Source organism: Hymenobacter sp. IS2118 (assembly GCF_000715495.1).
Taxonomy (GTDB): domain Bacteria; phylum Bacteroidota; class Bacteroidia; order Cytophagales; family Hymenobacteraceae; genus Hymenobacter.
Genome location: NZ_JNLX01000096.1, coordinates 39,479 through 56,137, shown reverse-complemented (window position 1 = coordinate 56,137; position 16,659 = coordinate 39,479). Strand labels below are relative to the sequence as shown.

Annotated in this window: 11 protein-coding genes; 8 read left to right on the top strand and 3 right to left on the bottom strand. The window is 64.2% G+C overall.

The genetic code is table 11. The features are described 5' to 3' along the window. The 3 genes from GM79_RS08695 to GM79_RS08685 form a co-directional block, all read left to right on the top strand. Positions 1 to 3,052: DUF3320 domain-containing protein (locus tag GM79_RS08695; protein WP_152559911.1), on the top strand; the 3,052-nt coding region annotated here is incomplete at its 5' end. 274 nt (positions 3,053 to 3,326) lie between these two features. Then, a complete protein-coding gene (locus GM79_RS08690; RefSeq protein WP_035562339.1) occupies positions 3,327 to 3,938 on the top strand; it encodes a DUF4136 domain-containing protein in 612 nt (203 codons plus the stop codon). Between the two features lie 149 nt (positions 3,939 to 4,087). After that, positions 4,088 to 4,939: an AraC family transcriptional regulator gene (locus tag GM79_RS08685; RefSeq protein WP_035562337.1), complete on the top strand. Its 852-nt coding sequence runs from the start codon at positions 4,088 to 4,090 to the stop codon at positions 4,937 to 4,939. A 107-nt stretch (positions 4,940 to 5,046) separates the two neighbouring features. Here the strand turns inward: GM79_RS08685 and GM79_RS26260 are convergent, their stop codons facing one another. Further along, entirely contained in the window at positions 5,047 to 5,169 is a 123-nt protein-coding gene (locus GM79_RS26260) for a hypothetical protein (protein WP_262489445.1), read from the bottom strand. Between the two features lie 332 nt (positions 5,170 to 5,501). On the opposite strand from GM79_RS26260, the gene GM79_RS08680 reads away from it, so the two are divergent. Beyond that, complete coding sequence (locus GM79_RS08680) at positions 5,502 to 7,610, top strand: glycoside hydrolase family 97 protein (RefSeq protein ID WP_035562334.1); 2,109 nt, start codon at positions 5,502 to 5,504, stop codon at positions 7,608 to 7,610. 123 nt (positions 7,611 to 7,733) lie between these two features. Here the strand turns inward: GM79_RS08680 and GM79_RS08675 are convergent, their stop codons facing one another. Continuing rightward, positions 7,734 to 8,300: an RNA polymerase sigma factor gene (locus GM79_RS08675; protein ID WP_035562331.1), complete on the bottom strand. Its 567-nt coding sequence runs from the start codon at positions 8,298 to 8,300 to the stop codon at positions 7,734 to 7,736. 368 nt (positions 8,301 to 8,668) lie between these two features. On the opposite strand from GM79_RS08675, the gene pbpC reads away from it, so the two are divergent. The 4 genes from pbpC to GM79_RS08655 all read left to right on the top strand — a co-directional run bounded on the left by pbpC (position 8,669) and on the right by GM79_RS08655 (position 14,445). Continuing rightward, positions 8,669 to 11,122, top strand: coding sequence for a penicillin-binding protein 1C (gene pbpC / locus GM79_RS08670; protein ID WP_081867642.1), 2,454 nt, complete (start codon positions 8,669 to 8,671; stop codon positions 11,120 to 11,122). A 59-nt stretch (positions 11,123 to 11,181) separates the two neighbouring features. Then, positions 11,182 to 11,649: a MaoC family dehydratase gene (locus GM79_RS08665; RefSeq protein WP_035562328.1), complete on the top strand. Its 468-nt coding sequence runs from the start codon at positions 11,182 to 11,184 to the stop codon at positions 11,647 to 11,649. A gap of 161 nt (positions 11,650 to 11,810) precedes the next feature. Next, the gene (locus GM79_RS08660) at positions 11,811 to 13,571 is read left to right on the top strand and encodes a hypothetical protein (RefSeq protein ID WP_035562325.1); all 1,761 of its coding nucleotides are present in this window, start codon (positions 11,811 to 11,813) and stop codon (positions 13,569 to 13,571) included. 160 nt (positions 13,572 to 13,731) lie between these two features. Beyond that, positions 13,732 to 14,445, top strand: coding sequence for a response regulator transcription factor (locus tag GM79_RS08655; RefSeq protein ID WP_081867641.1), 714 nt, complete (start codon positions 13,732 to 13,734; stop codon positions 14,443 to 14,445). Positions 14,446 to 14,518: 73 nt separating this feature from the next. Here GM79_RS08655 and GM79_RS08650 read toward each other — a convergent pair whose 3' ends face one another. Continuing rightward, positions 14,519 to 16,504: a tetratricopeptide repeat protein gene (locus tag GM79_RS08650; protein WP_152559910.1), complete on the bottom strand. Its 1,986-nt coding sequence runs from the start codon at positions 16,502 to 16,504 to the stop codon at positions 14,519 to 14,521. Positions 16,505 to 16,659: the final 155 nt, after the last annotated feature.

The window sequence follows — 16,659 nt, the reverse complement described above, 5'->3', positions numbered from 1 at the left end:
CGCCCTGCTCGCGCCCCCGCTGGCTGGCGTGGCCGTGGCCGATGCCGCCTGGGCCCAGCAAACCGCCCGCCTCACCGAGCTGCTGCACGCCGGCGCCACCCACACCGCCCTGCACCAGCAGCACGCCCCCGCGCTGCTGCCCGAAGCCTGGAGCCAGCAGCTGCTACCCGAGCGGGCGGCCCTGCTGGCCTACGGCGACAAGTGGTGGCGCTTTTTGAGCGGCAACTACCGCCGCGCCCGCAAGCGCCTGCAAAGCGTGTGGCAAGGCCCGCTGCCCGATGATAACGCCGCGTTGGTGGTCGTGATTGATGCCATTCACGAAGCCGCCCGGCACCAGCAGACCATCGTGGAAGCCGAGGCGCTAGCCGGGGCGTTGTTCGGGCCGGCATGGCAGGGGCTGCGCTCCGACTGGCCGGCGTTGCGCCGCGTGGCCGACTACCTGGCCCTGACCCAGCAGCGCATTGCCCGCCAGGAATTACCCGCCAGTCTGCTCGCCTACCTGGCCCGCGCCGCCCGCCCCGACGCCCTGGCCGCGCCCGTGGCGGCGCTGGAAACCGCGCTGGCCCGGCACCGCACCACCCTGCAAGCCCTGGCCGATGCCTTGCAGCTGAACGAAGCGCGCCGCTTTGGCCCCGATGGTCGCCTGCAATTCCAGCCCTTTGCCGCGCAGGTCGCCACGCTCGCCGCCTGGGCCGCCGACCTGCCCGCCCTGCGCCTGACCACGGAATGGAACAACGTGGCCGCCACCGTGCAAGCCGAGCAGCTGCCCGAGTTGCTGCTCCTGGCCGAGCGTTGGCCCGAAGCCGCCCAATTTCTGGCCGCCGCCGTGCGCCAGACCTGGCTGGAATACCTGCAGCAGCTGGCCCACGAGCAGTACCCGGCGCTGCGGCAGTTCGAGCGGGCCGGGCACGAGGAGCTGGCCGCCCGCTTCCGCCAGGCCGACCGCGACAGCCTGTACCACCACCGCGTGCGGGCCATGCAGAACCACCACGCCCAGCTGCCCAACCCCCAGGCCGGCGGGCAGATGCTGCTGCTCAAAAACGAGTTTGCCAAGAAAAGCCGGCACCTGCCGCTACGTAAGCTCATGCAGGAGGCCGGGCGGGCGGTGCAGGCCATCAAGCCCGTGTTTATGATGTCGCCGCTTTCGGTGGCGAGCTACCTGCCGCCGGGCGCGGTCGAGTTCGACCTCGTGGTGTTTGACGAGGCCAGCCAGGTGAAGCCCGTGGACGCGCTGGGCGCGGTGGCGCGCGGCCAGCAGCTGGTGGTGGTGGGCGACTCCAAGCAGCTGCCGCCCACCAGCTTCTTCGACTCGCTAACGGGGGCCGGCGAGGCCGCCGACGACGAGAATGTGACGGCCGACATCCAGAGCATTCTGGAGCTGTGCAAGGCCCGCCAGATGCCCGAGCGCATGCTCCGCTGGCACTACCGCAGCCTCCACCAGTCGCTGATTGCGGCCTCCAACCACTTGTTTTATGATGATAAGCTGGTGATTTTCCCGAGCCCCGGCGGGCAGGGGCAGCTGGGTTTGGTGTACCATCACCTGCCCGACACGCACTACGAGCGCGGCACCACGCGCACCAATCCGCTGGAGGCCGCCGCCGTGGCCGAAGCCGTGCTGCACCACGCCCGCACTACCCCGAAGCTCACGCTGGGCGTGGTGGCGTTCAGCACGGCGCAGCGCCAGTCCATTCAGGACGCGCTGGAAATCCGCCGCCGCCAGCACCCCGAAACCGAAGCCTTTTTCAACAGCCACGCCCACGAGCCATTCTTCATCAAGAACCTGGAAAACGTGCAGGGCGACGAGCGCGACGTCATTCTCATCAGCATCGGCTACGGCCGCACCAAGGACGGCTACCTCACCATGAGCTTCGGGCCGCTGAACGGCGAAGGCGGCGAGCGGCGCCTCAACGTGCTGATAACCCGCGCCAAGCAGCGCTGCGAGGTCTTCACCAACCTCACCGCCGACGACCTGGACCTGGACCGCACCCGCGCCAAAGGCGTGGCCGCCCTGAAAACCTTCCTCAACTTCGCCCAGCACGGCCGCCTGAACCAGAACGAGGAAACCGGCCGGGCCGCGGAATCCCCGTTTGAGGAAGCAGTGTACCGGGCCCTCACCGCCCGCGGCTACCAGGTGCGCCCCCAGATTGGCAGCCAGGGCTTCTACATCGATTTGGCCGTGGTGGACCCCGACCAGCCCGGCCGCTACGTGCTGGGCATCGAGTGCGACGGGGCCATGTACCACTCGGCGCGCTCGGCCCGCGACCGGGACCGCCTGCGCCAGCAGGTGCTCGAAGCCGTAGGCTGGCGCCTGCACCGCGTCTGGAGCACCGACTGGTTCCGCGACCCGGCCCGCGAAACCGAGCGCGTGGTAGCTGCCATCGAGGAAGCCCGCGCCCGCCTGGCCCAGGACCAGCCCGATGAGCCGGAACCGGAGGCCGCCGCGCCCGCCGCCCTGCCGGGCCCGTTGGAACGCGAGGAACCCGCCGCCGGGGGCGCCACCGCCGCGGCCCCGTACCAGGTGGCGCAGCTGCCGGCGGCCATCCGGCAGCAGGAGATTCACCAGCACCCCACGGGCCGCCTAGCCGCCTGGGTGGCCGAAGTGGTGGCCGTGGAAAGTCCGGTGCACGCCGATGAGGTGACGCGCCGCCTGGCTTCGGCCACGGGCGCCACGCAGGTGGGCTCCCGCATCCGGGCCACGGTGGCCGAGGCCATCCGGCTGGCCGGCCTGCTGGGCAGCATCCGGCCGGAAGGCGACTTTTTGTGGACGCCGACCATGCCCTTATCGGCCGCACCGCTGCGGGACCGGAGCGCCTTGCCGGCGGTGTCGCGCAAGCTGGGCTTCATTGCGCCGGAGGAGCTGGCCGCTGCCGTGCTCACGGTGGTGCGCGACGGCTTTGCCCTGGAGCGCGAGGCCGTGGCCCTGCCCGCCACCCGCCTCCTCGGCTTCAGCCGCCCCAGCGAAGAGCAGCGCCTCACCTTCGCCGCCACCATCGACCAGCTCCTTGCCGCGGGCCAGCTCCGGGAAGCCAACGGCGTGCTGACGCCGGCCTGAGTGTTCAGCTACAGGCTTTAAGCTACAAGCCGCAAGCCGCAAGCATCAGGGCTTTTTCTTCTCTTTCTCGCAGAGGTTCGCAGAGCTGGTCGTCGAAACACTGCGAACCTCAGCGTTTTCACCTCTGCGAACTTCTGCGAGAAAAGGATACGCCCGCCAGGGTTCTGCTTAAGGGTGGCTGATTTATGACTTTTTAACAGGTTCCGGGTAACCCTTGGCGGGTCAGGCGGGTTAGAAAGAAACAATCCTTTCTTCATTTCAGCCTGAATTTACCATGAAAACCGCATTTAACACCCTTCTTTTTGGCCTGGTAGCCCTGCTGGCCGGCTGCACCTCCCCGGTAGCCGTGCAGCAAAAGCCCAACACCGATTTCAGCCAGTACCGCACCTATGACTGGGCCCGCACCGACGTGAAATCGGCGGACTCCGCAAATCCCATTTACAAGAGTACGCTCAACGACCAACAGATTCAGCAGGCCATTAGCCGGGAGCTGGCTACGCGTGGCATCCGCCAGGCCGCGGCCAGCGCCGAGCCCGATTTCCTCCTCACCTACCATCTCTACATAGAGGAAGCCGAGCGGACCATAGCCACTGCGCCGGTCCGGGGCTACGCCTACCCCTACGCCATGAGCTATCGGGGCAGGTTTTTGCCCATCAACTACGGCTACTGGTACACCACGCCCTACTACACCCGCGGCCGCACCCGCACCCGCACCGAAACCTACCAGGAAGGCACCATGATTCTGGATTTCGTGGATGCCCGCACCAACAACCTTTTCTGGCGCGGCTCCGTGGCCGATGCCGTGAACAATCCCGCCAACATCGGCTCCGAGTTCAGCCGCGTGGCCAAGGAAATCCTGGATGAATTTCCGGTGGAGAAAATGTAGCCGCGTGCTGCCATTGGGCCGCTTCGCCCCTGCGCCCCGCTTCCGGCTGTTGGTCGGGGGCGGGGCGTTTTTAGGAAGGGCAAGCGGGCGTGTTTTACTTTCGCCGGGGCGGGCCTTGCGTAGGAGGCCCACTGCGCCGCGCCGTTGCCATGAAACCGGAATTTGAACCCATTCAGCCCACGCCGGGCAGCTCCTTCACCCTGCGCCACTACACGGAGGCGCGGGACCGGGACATCAGCTGGCACTACCACCCGGAGTACGAGCTGGTGTACATCCCGACGGGCAGCGGGCGGCGGCACATCGGGCAGCACGTGTCGGGCTACGCGGGCGGCGAGCTGGTATTTATGGGCCCCAACCTGCCGCACCTGAGCTTCAGCTACGAGAAAGATGGCTCTTTTGAGCAGGTCGTGCTGCAATTGCGGGAGGATTTTATGGGCGAAGGTTTCCTGCAAAAGCCGGAGCTGGCCGCCGTGCAGCAGTTGTTTCAGCGCTCGCGGCAGGGGCTGGCGTTTGGACCGGCCACCCGAACCGCCGTGGGCCCGGCACTGCGGGCCATGCTGGCGCAGCCAGCGCCCGCGCGCCTGCTCACGCTGCTGGGCCTGCTCTACGAGCTGGCCGATGCGCCCGACGCCACTGCCCTGCACGCCGACATGGGCCTCTCGGCGCTGCAGGTGCGCGAGCAGCAGCGCCTGAAACAGGTGTACGAGCACATCGAGCAGCACTACGCCGCCCCCATCACGGTGCAGCAAATGGCCGACCTTACCTTCCTGACCGTGCCGGCGTTCTGCCGCTACATCAAAAAGATGACCGGCCAGACCCTCACCGCGCTGTTGCAGGAATACCGCATCAGTCAGGCCGGGCTGCTGCTGGGGCAGGGCCGGCCGGTGGCCGAGGTCGCCTTCGCCACGGGCTTCAACAACCTCTCGCATTTTAACCGCACGTTCCGCAAGCTCACGGGCCAGCGGCCGTCGGAGTATCGGCGGGGTAACCTCACCCCCTAGCCCCCTCTCCAAAAAAGAGGGGGGACTAACCTTAGGTCTAAAATCTAGTTCCCCCTCTTTTTTGGAGAGGGGGCTAGGGGGTGAGGTTACGCGCATCAACCCGGCTATCAGGACCAGGCTTTGGTGTGAAAATGGAAGTGGGGGATTCGGCGCAGCAGGGCAACTTTCAGGTAGCGGAGGCTGCGTTCGGCATCTTCGGCAGTGAGTTGCCAGACATAGGGAATATGCATATCAAATAGTAATTAACGTGAAACCAGGCAGCCCCTTTGGGCTTTCCACTGCGCTACCCGGAAAATAGAAAGTGGTGGCGCGGCGCGGGTGGGAAGGCGGGGAGCGCAACGGGCAGGGCAAAAGCCTGCGATATAGAACAACAAAGGTAGTGCACTCCAAAACGCCCTACTGCCACTGCATTGACCACTACTGGCACTGCATTGGCCGGCCGCTATGGCGCGGGGCAGGTTTTCGGCCGCAATGCGGTTATTTGCAGGCTGCAAAACCTCACCCCTCCCCCATTCCCAACATGCTGCGCTACTTGTTATTTCTCCATTCTTCCCCTCTCAAAATGGCCCGCCCGGCGCTAGTGTTGCTCGCTTGCCTGCTGTGGCAGGCGGCGGCGGCCCAGGAAATAAAGTCGCCCAACGGGCAGCTGGCCCTGACGTTTGCGTTGCAGGCCGACGGCGTGCCCACCTACCGCCTCAATTACAAGGGCCGCGCGGTTATCAAAACCAGCAAGCTGGGCCTGGAGCTGAAAAACGCCCCGGCCCTCACCAGCGGGTTTGCCGTGGCCGAGAGCCAGCAGCGCACCTTCGACGAAACCTGGACGCCGGTGTGGGGCGAGGTGAAAACCATTCGCAACCACTACAACGAGCTGGCCGTGACGCTCACGCAGGCCGCCAGCAACCGCAGCATCCGGGTACGGTTTCGGGTGTTTGACGACGGGCTGGGCTTCCGCTACGAGTTTCCGCGCCAGCCCAACCTGGGCTACTTCACCATTAAGGAAGAGCGCACGCAGTTTGCCCTGGCCGGCGACCACAAGGCCTTCTGGCTGCCCGGCGACTACGACACCCAGGAGTACAGCACCGTGACCTCGAAGCTCTCGGAAGTGCGCGGGCTGATGAAGAGCGCCGTGACCGGCAACGCCTCGCAAACCACGTTTTCGCCCACCGGCGTGCAAACCCCGCTCATGCTCAAAAGCCAGGACGGGCTTTACATCAACCTGCACGAGGCGGCGCTGGTGGACTATTCCTGCATGCACCTGGAGCTGGACGACAAGAATTTCGTGCTCGAATCGCACCTCACGCCCGATGCCGTGGGCGACAAGGGCCTGATTCAGACCCCGGCGCTTTCGCCCTGGCGCACGGTGATTGTGAGCGACAAGGCCGGGGATATTCTGACCTCGAAGCTGGTGCTGAACCTCAACGAGCCCAGCAAAATCAAGGATACGAGCTGGATTAAGCCGGTGAAGTACGTGGGCGTGTGGTGGGAGATGATTACGGGCAAAAGCTCGTGGTCGTACACCAACCAGGACAACATCAAGCTCGACTCCATCGACTACTCCAAGGTGAAGCCCAACGGCACCCACGCCGCCAACACGGCCCACGTGAAGGAGTACATCGACTTCGCCGCCCTGCACGGTTTCGACGCCGTGCTGGTGGAAGGCTGGAACACCGGCTGGGAAGACTGGTTCGGCAAGCACAAAGATTACGTGTTCGACTTCGTGACGCCCTACCCCGATTTCAACGTGACCGAACTGCAGCAGTACGCCGCCAGCAAAAACGTACGCATGATGATGCACCACGAAACCAGTGGCTCGGTGCGCAACTACGAGCGGCACCTGGATTCGGCCTTTCAGTTCATGAACAAGTTTGGCTACAACGCCGTGAAAACCGGCTACGTGGGCGACATCGTGCCCCTGGGCCACCACCACTACGACCAGTGGGTGATTAACCACTACAACTACGTGCTGGAAAAGGCCGCCGCCCACAAAATAATGGTGAACGGCCACGAGGCCGTGCGCCCCACCGGCCTGGCCCGCACCTACCCCAACCTCATTGGCAACGAGGCCGCGCGGGGCACCGAGTACGAAGCCTTCGGCGGCAACAACGCCGACCACACCACCATCCTGCCCTTCACCCGCCTCATCGGCGGCCCGATGGACTACACGCCGGGCATTTTCGAAACCAAGGTCAGCGTACTGAACCCGCAGAACAACTCCTTCGTGCACAGCACCCTGGTCCGGCAGCTGGCCCTGTACGTCACCATGTACTCGCCCCTGCAAATGGCGGCCGACCTGCCCGAACACTACAACAAGTACCTCGACGCCTTCCAGTTTATCAAGGACGTGGCCGTAGACTGGGACGACACCCGCGTGCTCGAAGCCGAGCCCGGCGACTACATCACCATCGCGCGCAAGGCCAAGGGCAAAAGCAGCTGGTTCATCGGCAGCACCTGCGACGAGAACGGCCGCAACTCCAACATCCGCTTCGACTTTCTGGAGCCCGGCAAAAAGTACGTGGCCACCATCTACGCCGACGGCAAAGACGCCCACTACGAGAAAAACCCGAAAGCCTACACCATCCGCAAGATGAACGTGACGCGCAAATCCAAGCTGGCGCAGTACTGCGCGCCCGGCGGCGGCTACGCCATCAGCGTGGTGGAGGCGGGGCGGTAAGGGTTTCGTAACCTGGCCCGCTCTTACGCAGGCCCCATCCCCCGTCGGCCCCATCCCCTAACCCCTTCCCCCGGAGGATTCCGCGCATCAAGCGGAGAGGGGCTGGGGGATGGGGCTGGCGTTCTACCGCCCCGCTGGCCGGGCCAGCGCTGCCAGGGCAACCAGCGCGGCGCGGGCCCTGGTTTTCACGGTGGCCAGCGGAATGCCGAGCTCCTCGGCCGTTTCTACCTGGGTGCAGCCGCCGAAATACAACAGCTCGATGACTTCGCGCTGGCGTGGTTTCAGGCCCTGCGTCAGCTCGCGGATGCCGATGTGTTCGGGGTGAAAGGTGGTGGGGGCGGGAGCGCGCTGCGCGCTTTTGCCTTCCAGGGGCTGGGTGCTACTATGAAACTTCTGCCGCGGGCTGCGCATCACGTCGATGGCGTGGTTGCAGCAGACCCGCACCATCCAGGTGAAGAGGCGGCCGCGGGCGGGGTCGTAGGCGCTGATGCCCTGCCAGATTTTGAGCAGCCCTTCCTGAAGCAGGTCCTGCGCCAGGGCTTCGTCGCGCACCAGCCGCACCAGCACCAGTTGCAGGTTACGGCCGTAGCGGTCTTGCAAAAGCCGCAGGGCCTGCTCGTCGCGGCCCAGCAAGCGCTGCACCAGTACCGCCTCGCTTGTTGCCGTGGGCAGTGCCGGAGTAGAACTCATAGAGAGTAGATGGGAAGGGAAAAAACGGTCGAAAATTACCGGCTTGAGGAAGTAGCTGTTGGGGCGCGACTGGTTCGGGCGCGCGCGCGACCCTCATGTACGGTAAGGTTTGCTCGTTCGGTTTGACCTATACGGGCATCTTTGGGGCCAGTTGAATTTTTTGGGTTGAAAATAAGGCCGTTGCCAACAGGATATTTCGGGCAGACTGGCGCTGCAAAAACTGCGTCGGGCCAGATTGGCAGGGTTGGCAGGGGGCCGGCCACGGATTGGGAACGTACTTTGGGCCGGGCTGCGTCCGGGCCGCGCAGTTGAGTTGCTTGCTCGTAGCCGCGCGCGCATTCCGGCCACGGTTTTCAGCCCTGCTCCTTATGCCGACGCCCGCTCCCCTGCCTCCCCCAGACGCCGCCACCATTCGCGGGGCGCGGGCGCAGCGGCGTCTGGGCCGCGTTGGCCTCGGGCTGCTGGCTTTGCTGTTGGTGCTGCTCCTACTCGACCACGCGTTTCCGCTGCCGCCGGCGCCGCGCTACTCGCCCCTGGTGCTGGCCGCCGATGGCAGCGTGCTGCACGCCTACCTCAACCCCACCCAGAAATGGCGGATGAAAACCGAGCTGGCCGAGATTACCCCGGCCCTGCAGCAGGCCATTATCAATAAGGAAGACCGGTATTTTCGCTACCACTGGGGGGTGAATCCGGTGGCGATTGTGCAGGCGGCGGGGCGGAATATATTCGGAAAAGGCCGCACCACCGGGGCCAGCACCATCACCATGCAGGTGGCCCGGCTGCTGGAACCCAAGGAGCGCACCGTGGGCAACAAGCTGCTGGAAATGCTGCGCGCCATGCAGCTGGAAGCACACTACAGCAAGGCCGAAATTCTGCAATTATACCTGAACTTGGTGCCCTACGGCGGCAATATTGAAGGCGTAAAATCGGCCGCGCTGCTGTATTTCCAGCAGCCGCCCGACTACCTCTCGCTGGCCCAGACCGTGACGCTGGCCATCATACCGAACCAGCCGCGGGCCCTGGTGCTGGGCAAGAACAACGCCCGCATCGTGGCCGAGCGCAACCGCTGGCTGCGGCAGTTTGGGGCGCAGCATCTGTTTCCGGCCCAGGACATTGAGGATGCGCTGCATGAGCCGTTGGACGTGCAGCGCCACGCCGCCCCCGCGCTGGCCCCGCACCTGGCGCGCCGGCTGGTGGCGCAATACCCCGGCCAGGCCATCATCCGGGCTACGCTGCGACGCGGGCCCCAGGCCAAGGCTGAGGATTTGACCAAGAATTACGTGCGCCGCCTGCACGAGCTGGGCATTACGCAGGCCGCCGTGCTGGTCGTCAACAACCGCACCCGCGCCGTGGAAGCCTACGTGGGCTCGGCCGATTTTACCGATGCCGCCAGCGCCGGGCAGGTCGATGGGGTGCGGGCCATACGCTCGCCGGGCAGCACACTCAAGCCCTTCCTCTACGCCCTGGCCCTGGACCGCGGCCTGGTGACGCCCAAGCTGAAGCTGCCCGACGTGCCCAGCAACTTCAGCGGCTTCCGGCCCGAAAACTTCGACAAAGAGTTCAGCGGCGAAGTAACCGTGGAGCGCGCCCTCACCTACTCGCTCAACATCCCGGCCGTGCGCGTGCTGAGCGAGCTGGGCGTGACCACCTTCACGGATAAGCTGCGCGATGCCGGCTTCCGCCGCGTGGCCCACGACGCGCCCCGGCTGGGCCTGAGCACCATTCTGGGCGGCTGCGGCACCACGCTGGAGGAGCTCACGGCCCTGTATGCAGCGCTGGCGGGCGGCGGGAAGTACCGGGCGCTTTCTTTAATTAAAAATGAAGAATTGAAAATTAGAAATGGAGCTTCGAGGGCGGATGGCCAAAGACGTACGCCGCGCAAACCCGACTCAATGGCCATTTTTAATTCTTCATTTTCAATTTTTAATTCTGAGCTTGTCTCAGAAGCCGCCGCTTTTCTCATCACCGATATGCTGGCCCAGCACACCCGGCCCGATTTGCCGCTGGGCTACCAGGGCAGCTCGCGCCTGCCCAAAATTGCCTGGAAAACCGGCACCAGCTACGGCCGCCGCGATGCCTGGAGCATTGGCTACAATCCGGACTATACCGTGGGCGTGTGGGTGGGCAATTTCAGCGGTGAGGGCCGCCCCGCCCTCACGGGCACCGACATTGCCACGCCGCTGCTCTTCGACCTCTTCAACGCCCTGGCCTACAACGCGCCTCAGCACTGGGCCCCGCCCCCGGCCAGCCTCGATTTCCGGCTCGTATGCGCCGAAACCGGACTGGTGCCCGGCGACCATTGCCCCAACCAGCTGATTGACTACTACCTGCCGGGAACATCCAGCGCCCGGCGCTGCGAGCACCAGCGCGAAGCCCTGGTTTCGGCCGATGGCACGGTTTCCTACTGCCGGGCCTGCGTGCCGGCGGCGGGCTTTCGACGGCAGCTCTTTGCCAATCCGCTGCCCGAGGTGCTGGCGTTTCGGGAGTCCCAGGGGTTGCCCGCCACCCGGCTACCAGCCCACAACGCGGACTGCCGCCTCGTGCGGGGCGCCGACGAAACCGGGGCCGCCCTGGCCATCACCTCGCCCCTGGCCAACGCCGAATACCTGCTCAGCCGCGCCGAAAAGCAACAGCTGCTGCTGAGCTGCGCGGCCGGCAGCGAGGTGCGCCAAGTGTTCTGGTACGTGAACGACCAGTTTTTGCGCGCCGCTTCGGCCACCGAGCGGGTGTTTATCAGTCCGCCCGCGGGCAACGTGAAAATCTCCTGTGCCGACGACCACGGCCGCAACGTGGACATTCAGCTGCGGGTGGCTGAATTGTAGGCGCGGGCCGGGGCGGCGTATGTTTGCGGCCCCTTACTACCTCTTACGTTGCCTTTTTTATGTCCAAACGAACCATTCGCAGCCTGGCCGAGCTGGAAGCCTGCGTGGGCCAGGAGCTGGGATTTTCCGAGCTGCACACCGTCACGCAGGAACAGATAAACCAGTTTGCCGCCGCTACCCTCGATTTCCAGTGGATTCACGTGGACGCGGCGCGGGCCGAGGCGGAGTCGCCGTTCAAGGCCACTATTGCCCACGGCTACCTCACGGTGGCGCTGCTGCCCTACCTGTGGCAGCAAATCGTGGCCATCGAAAACCTGAAAATGCAGGTGAACTACGAAATTGAAAGCCTGCGCTTCAACCAGGCCGTGACCGTGACCAGCCAGGTGCGGCTGCGCGCCAACATGCTCTCGGTGGCCAACTTACGCGGCATCGCCAAGGCCCGCGTGGGCGTGACGCTGGAGATTGAAGGCTCGAAGAAGCCGGCCTACACGGGCGTGGTCACGTTCCTGTATCACTTTCAGGAATAACGGCGGCGGGCCGACCGGGCGCCGCGTACGGGCGCCGGCCCTCCGTGCCAGCACGGAGGCGGAGGCGCGGGCAGCAGGGAGAGCAAATTACCCAGCAGCGCGGATTGCCGCGGGGGTGCTACGGGCCGTGCTTTGTCACGACCCATTTCACCCCCGGCCCCATGCAGACTGTCCGCCTCTCGCTCGTCCTTATTCTGGCCCTGGCCGGCGCCGCTCCCGCACTGGCTCAGCGCCTGGAAGTGGAAAAAACGCACGATGTATCGAAGAAAGCCAAGCGCGGCTACCTATCCGATGTGACGGTGAACCAGGCGGCGGGCAAGGTCGACCTGCTGTTCGTCACCAAATCCACCGAAAAGCTGGTAGCCACCCAAACCTACCATTTCGACACCAAGTACAACCTGCTGGGCGTGGAGGAAAACAGCATTCCGATGGAAAAGGTGAAGGGCTACCGGGGCGAAAACTTCAGCAAGGAAGCCGTGACGCTGGAGGTGAGCGACCCCATGGCCAGCGCGGGCGCGGCCAGCCTGATTCCGGGCGTGGCGGTGCTGAGCGCCCTGAAAAACCCGGCGGGCACGCTGCTGCTCCGCCGCAAGCGCATCGACTACAAATGGAGCTGGCTGGGCGGCGGCTACCGCAAGAAGGTCAAGCTGCTGGGCACCGAAAAGCCCCGCACCGAAAGCGGCTCCAGCTACCGCCACCTCGGCCATGTTGACGATGACGTGAACGGCGGCGTGCTGGTGCTGGCCGCCGAAAACATCAAGCTCAGCAACATCAAGGGCCTGAAAATTGGCTACCACGTGCTGTATTTCAACAGCAACCTGGAGCTGGTGCGCGATACCTACCTCGATACCGACGTGCTCCAGACCTTCGTGGCGATGGCGCCCGTGGCCCTAGACGCGGAAGAGGAAGCCGACGACAGCCAGCTCACCGCCTCGCCCGACGTGGCCATTATGCTGGCCTACACCAAGGGCGTGGGCAAGCTAAAAGAGGCCCACAAGGCCACCGACTACCAGTACCTGCGCGTATCGGCCCAGGGAGAAGTGAAGGAGAAGATTGCCGTGGACTCGCCCAACAGCGGCTGGCAGGTAGCCGGCTTCGTGCCCCTGACCGATGGCGGCGTGCTGGCCTACGGCCCGGCCATCGACGACCAGAAGAGATTTCATGCCGACGTGCCCGCCGGCGACGACTTCAAAGGCAAGAACTTTCAGCTGCTGAAGGTGCAGGCCGGCCAGGTAAAATGGCTCACCAACACCGACCTGAAGGAGTTTGAGAAAAAGCAGCGCGTGCCCGAAGGCCAGAAGCGCACCCCCGACTACACGGGCAAGAAATTCCGCATCAATCTGGCCAGCGAAACCCCCAACGGCGACATTTTTGTAGGCGGCCAGAACTACAAGGTATCGGGCGGGGGCAACAAAATGCTCAATACCCTGGCCAATGGCCGCGTTTCGGGCAACACCCCCGAGGTGCAGTCCTACGGCGACCTGCTGCTGTTTCACTTCGATGGCAGCGGCCAGCTCCGGTCGCAGTACGGCCTGCGCCGGGCCGAAAACAACGCCACGGCCAAGATTATGCCCACCGGCCAGTTCATGCGCGCCACGCCCGACAGCCGCAGCGTGTACTGGATTGTGCAGGAGCTCGACGGCTTCCGCACTGTGGAAGGGCTGACCGAGGACGGCAGCCGTGGCGGCTTGTTTGAGCCCAGCCAGCGCGAAACCATCAGCTACCCCAGCGTCACGCGCATCGACCTGACCACCGCCACCATTGGAGCCCAGAAAACCTTTGGCGTGACCAAAGACAGCAAGTTTTACATGAGCAACAAATTCCCGCTGCTGCCCGTGGGCGATGCCGGCAAGCAGGTGGTGTTTTTTGGCGAAAACCGCTCGGGCAAAACCCTTTGGTTTGGGCAGATGCCCCTGGAATAGTTGCTTGGCTATTAGCTGTTAGCTTTTTTTCGGCTGGCATAAGGTGGTAACCACCGGTTCTGGTTCTCAAGCCAGGCATGCGTTCACTGCTAAAAGCTGACAGCTAATAGCTAACAGCTAAACTACCGGCTACTTCTCCCTCCTCGTTTGTTCCGTTCGCATGTCGTTTCTTAGCGCCCTCCACCGCGTAGCCGCCCCGTATATGTCGCTTCCCAAGCCGCCCGCAGCCACCCAAATACCGGTGCTTCTCGTCGACGACCACCAGCTGGTGCTCGAAGGTGTGCAGGTGTTGCTGAAGCACGACGCCGGCCTGCGCGTGGTGGCCACGGCCAACTCCGGGGCCGCGGCTCTGCTGCAACTGCAATCGCACCCCGAAGTGCAAGTGGCCGTGGTCGATTTGAATATGCCCCAGATGTCCGGCGTGCAGCTCACGCAGGCCATTCGGACGCGGTTTCCCCAGGTGCGGGTGTTGGCCCTGAGCATGTTTCACGACTACGCTTCGGTGCAGGAAGTACTGGCGGCGGGCGGCTCGGGCTACCTGCTGAAAAACACTTCCGGCGAAGAGCTGAGCACCGCCATCCGCCGCGTGGCATCCGGGCGCACGTTTTTCAACCCCGAAGTAGGCGCCACCCTCCTCGACCATCTCGACGTGCCCGCCACCCGCGACGCGGCCGAACGCCCCGTACCGCTCACCACCCGCGAGCAGGAAATCCTGCAGCTCATTGCCGGAGAATATTCCAGCGCCGCCATTGCCGAAAAGCTGTTCATCAGCGAGCGCACCGTGGAAACCCACCGCAAAAACATCTTCACCAAAACCCAGTCCAAGTCCATCGTCGGCCTGATTCAGTACGCCTTCAAGCACAAGCTTATTTGAGCTGCAAGCCACAAGCTGCAAGCCCACGCACAAGGGCTCTCAGTGTTTAAGCTTGTGGCTTGCAGCTCAACCTTTACGCCAGGGCCCGGAGCGGCACGGCCAGCGTAACGGTAGTGCCCCGGCCGGGTACGGAGTCAAAATCGGCCCGCCCGCCGAGGTAGGCCAGGCGCGTGGCCACGTTGCGCAGCCCGATGCCGGCTTCCGGCCCCAGCGCGGCGGGGTCAAAGCCGATGCCGTTGTCCTCCACCATCACCGTCAGCTCGTCAGCGTGGCGCACCAGCTGCAGGCCAATCTGGCTGGCCTGGGCGTGTTTGATGATGTTCTGGACCAACTCCTGAACCACCCGAAAGAGTACACTTTCCACTGTGGGGTCCAGCCGCATATTGTCGAGGCCAAAGGCTTGAACCTCTACCCGCAGGCCTTCGCCGCTGGGCAGCTTATCGATGAATTCGCGCACGGCCGCCGCCAGCCCGCGTTTCAGCAAGGCGTTGGGCATGAGGTTATGGGAAATGCCGCGCACCTCCCGAAACGACTCATCTACGATATCCACCGCGTTGTCCAGTAGCACCTGGTGGCCGTTGAGCTGGGGACCCAAATGCCGGCCCAGGGCGTGCAGGTTGAGCTTGGCCGCCGTGAGCAGCTGGCCGATGCCGTCGTGCAAATCGGAGCCGATGTGGCGGCGCTCGTTTTCCTCGGCTTCGAGCACGGCCGCCACGCGCTGCCGCTCCAGGCGCTGCTGCTGCTGCTTCAGCTCCAGCTGCTGGCGCAGGGCCCGGCGCTTGAAAAAGCTCCAGCTGGCGCCCAGCACCATCACCAACACCGCGCCCGCGGCCAGCAGCTGCAGGTTGCGGTGGCGCACCAGCAAGCCTTGCTCATCCAGCCTCAGGGCCTGAATGCGGTTGCGGTCATCTTTTCGCTCGCTCTCGTAGCGGGTCTGCATCTCCGCTACGCTGCGAACCGCGGCCTCGCTGCGCACGCTGTCCTTGATGCCCGCCAGCTCGCGCTGGTAGCCGTAGGCGGCGGCAAAGTCGCGGCGTTGCGCCGCCAGCCCGGCCAGTCCTTGCAGGGCATCAATCTCTTCTTCGCGGAAATTTTCTTTTTGGGCCAGGGCCAGAGCCTGGCGCAGGTAGGTTTCCCCCTTATCCAACTGGCCCAGGTGCGCATAGCTTTCCCCGATAATGGACTTCAAATCAGCCTGCTGCACCGAGTTGGAGTAGGTTTCGGTGGCAAACAGGCGCTCGGCCCGCAGCAGCGGCGACAGCGAGGCGGCCCACTGCTGCTGCTTCTGGCGCATCACCCCGAGCGTGACCAAAAAATTTCCAGTGTACGTGCTATCGTCCACTTCGCGCGCCTGTTTCAGGCCCTGTTTCAAGTAGGCCAGGGCCTGGGGGTAGCGCCCGGCATCGCGGTGAATGATGCTGAGGTGGTCGAGGGCATCGAGCACAAAGGGCATCACTTTCAGCTCCTGCCAGCGCCGTAGGGCTTCTTCGTAGGCCGCCTGGGCGGCGGGCGCGTTGCGCTGCTGCAAGTACACCTGCCCGATGCAGCCGTAGGAGTCGGCGATGCCGCCGGCATCTTTGGCGGCTTCGCGCAGGCGCAGGGCCTTTACCTGGTAGCGCATGGCGGTTTCGTACTGGCCCATGTCGGTGTAGCGCGCACCGATGTTGCGGTAGTTGTGGCCTTCCCAAAGCCCGTGGCCCACCGCCCGGAAATAGCGGGCCGAGGCCAGGTGGTGGGCAATGGCGATGCGCGCCTTGCCCACCATGGCATTCATGGTGCCGATGTTGTAGTGCACGCGGGCCAGCCGCAGGGTGTCGTGCAGGCGGGTGGCCAGCGCCAGCGCCTGACGGGCGTACTGGCCGGCAATCACCGTGTCGTTGTACTGGAAATTGTACATCAGCGTCACCATCGCCTTGGCCCCGATGGTGTCGTTGGGATGCTGGGCCAGTACTTGGCGCAGGCTATCCACGGCGCGGTTGTCGCGCTTGGGCACCATCTGGGCCCGGCCCGAAAAAGGGAGCAGTACTATCAGCAGCAGCAGGCGTAGCGTTTTGGTCATAGCAATGCAGGAAGAATATTTCACCAAGGCAATAAGTGAAATTATACTATTATCCGCGTATTGCGCTGCTTACTATCCGACTATTTTTCGCACTATTTATTTCCCCCTTTATTATGTTCTCCCAAACAGTCCTCACCTAAGCATTACAGAAGTGC

Coding starts and splice junctions, on each gene's coding strand:
- GM79_RS26260 (WP_262489445.1), bottom strand. CDS start 5,169: ATGCATATTCCCTATGTCTGGCAACTCACTGCCGAAGATGCCGAACGC.
- GM79_RS08685 (WP_035562337.1), top strand. CDS start 4,088: ATGAAACCGGAATTTGAACCCATTCAGCCCACGCCGGGCAGCTCCTTC.
- GM79_RS08690 (WP_035562339.1), top strand. CDS start 3,327: ATGAAAACCGCATTTAACACCCTTCTTTTTGGCCTGGTAGCCCTGCTG.
- GM79_RS08675 (WP_035562331.1), bottom strand. CDS start 8,300: ATGAGTTCTACTCCGGCACTGCCCACGGCAACAAGCGAGGCGGTACTG.
- GM79_RS08650 (WP_152559910.1), bottom strand. CDS start 16,504: ATGACCAAAACGCTACGCCTGCTGCTGCTGATAGTACTGCTCCCTTTT.
- GM79_RS08680 (WP_035562334.1), top strand. CDS start 5,502: ATGGCCCGCCCGGCGCTAGTGTTGCTCGCTTGCCTGCTGTGGCAGGCG.
- GM79_RS08665 (WP_035562328.1), top strand. CDS start 11,182: ATGTCCAAACGAACCATTCGCAGCCTGGCCGAGCTGGAAGCCTGCGTG.
- GM79_RS08660 (WP_035562325.1), top strand. CDS start 11,811: ATGCAGACTGTCCGCCTCTCGCTCGTCCTTATTCTGGCCCTGGCCGGC.
- GM79_RS08655 (WP_081867641.1), top strand. CDS start 13,732: ATGTCGTTTCTTAGCGCCCTCCACCGCGTAGCCGCCCCGTATATGTCG.
- pbpC (WP_081867642.1), top strand. CDS start 8,669: ATGCCGACGCCCGCTCCCCTGCCTCCCCCAGACGCCGCCACCATTCGC.